The following is a 1,162-nucleotide window of genomic DNA, read 5'->3' on the forward strand; positions in this document are numbered from 1 at the left end:
GAAAATCAATGCTTGCTAAGCGCTTTATAGGATTGCTGCCTGATTTAACCGAACAGGAGATGATTGATGTTAATATTATTTCCAGCATAACAAAAACTGGTAATGAAATATTCAAAGTAACTCGCCCCTTTCGTGAACCTCATCACTCATGTTCCATGCCAGCAATGATAGGAGGAGGAAAGAATGCAAAACCCGGAGAAATTACCATGGCTCACAATGGCGTGTTATTTCTTGATGAGCTACCTGAATTTCCAAGACTCGTGCTTGATTCTCTGCGCCAACCACTTGAAGATAGAAAAGTTACCGTTGCAAGGGCAAATGCTCACATAACCTACCCTGCCAATTTTCAACTGATAGCTGCAATGAACCCTTGCAGGTGCGGTTATTTAGGTGATGCAAGCAGATCGTGCAACAAAGCTCCAAAGTGTGGCACAGATTACAAAAACAAAATATCAGGCCCATTGCTTGATAGAATAGACATATGCATTGAAATGCCAAACGTTAGCATACTCTCTCCTGAAATCTCTGTGGAGGGAGAAAGTACTAAAATTATAAGAGAAAGAGTGATAGCAGCAAGAAAAGTTCAAACTGAGCGCTATAGTGAATTAAATATTCGTTGCAATTCAGAAGTAAGCGGTGAAGCATTTAATAAATTTACTGAACCAGATCAGGCAGGGTTAGAATTGCTAAAATACGTACTGAAAGAAAATTACATTTCCAATCGAGGCTACACACGCGTATTAAAAGTTGCAAGAACTATTGCAGATCTTGCAAAAAGTGAAGAAGTAAAAAGAGCACACATTGCTGAAGCGCTCAATTACAGAATAAAGGTATATTAAAAAATTAGTTTACTTGACAGGCAATTTTTTTTACTATATACTTCCTTAATGAAATTTTAACATTCTATTTAAGGAGTAGAGTTATGGCATTAACAAATTATGAGTATAGAAAAGAGGATGGCATTTTTCATGCTATTTCAGGAGGATATATACAAGCTGAAAAATACTGGGGAATTCCTGGTGCTGCTGGTGGAGCTGGTCAGTACGCTATGCATAATAAAGGGAGAACAGCATTATTTCCGCTTGCAGTTGCAAGTGTTGTCTTTACAGCAATGCATATGAAAGCAGGCTTTGTTAGTGCAGCAGAAGCTTCTGGGTTTCTT

Annotated in this window: 1 protein-coding gene and 1 pseudogene; both read left to right on the forward strand. The window is 38.2% G+C overall.

Annotation, left to right across the window (positions count from 1 at the left end):
* Nucleotides 1-839: YifB family Mg chelatase-like AAA ATPase (locus WG67_RS08390; protein WP_458694891.1), on the forward strand; the 839-nt coding region annotated here is incomplete at its 5' end.
* An 83-nt stretch (nt 840-922) separates the two neighbouring features.
* Nucleotides 923-1,162: pseudogene (locus WG67_RS08395) on the forward strand (hypothetical protein); the annotation flags it as partial.

The organism is Wolbachia endosymbiont of Drosophila incompta, assembly GCF_001758565.1.
Taxonomy (GTDB): domain Bacteria; phylum Pseudomonadota; class Alphaproteobacteria; order Rickettsiales; family Anaplasmataceae; genus Wolbachia; species Wolbachia pipientis.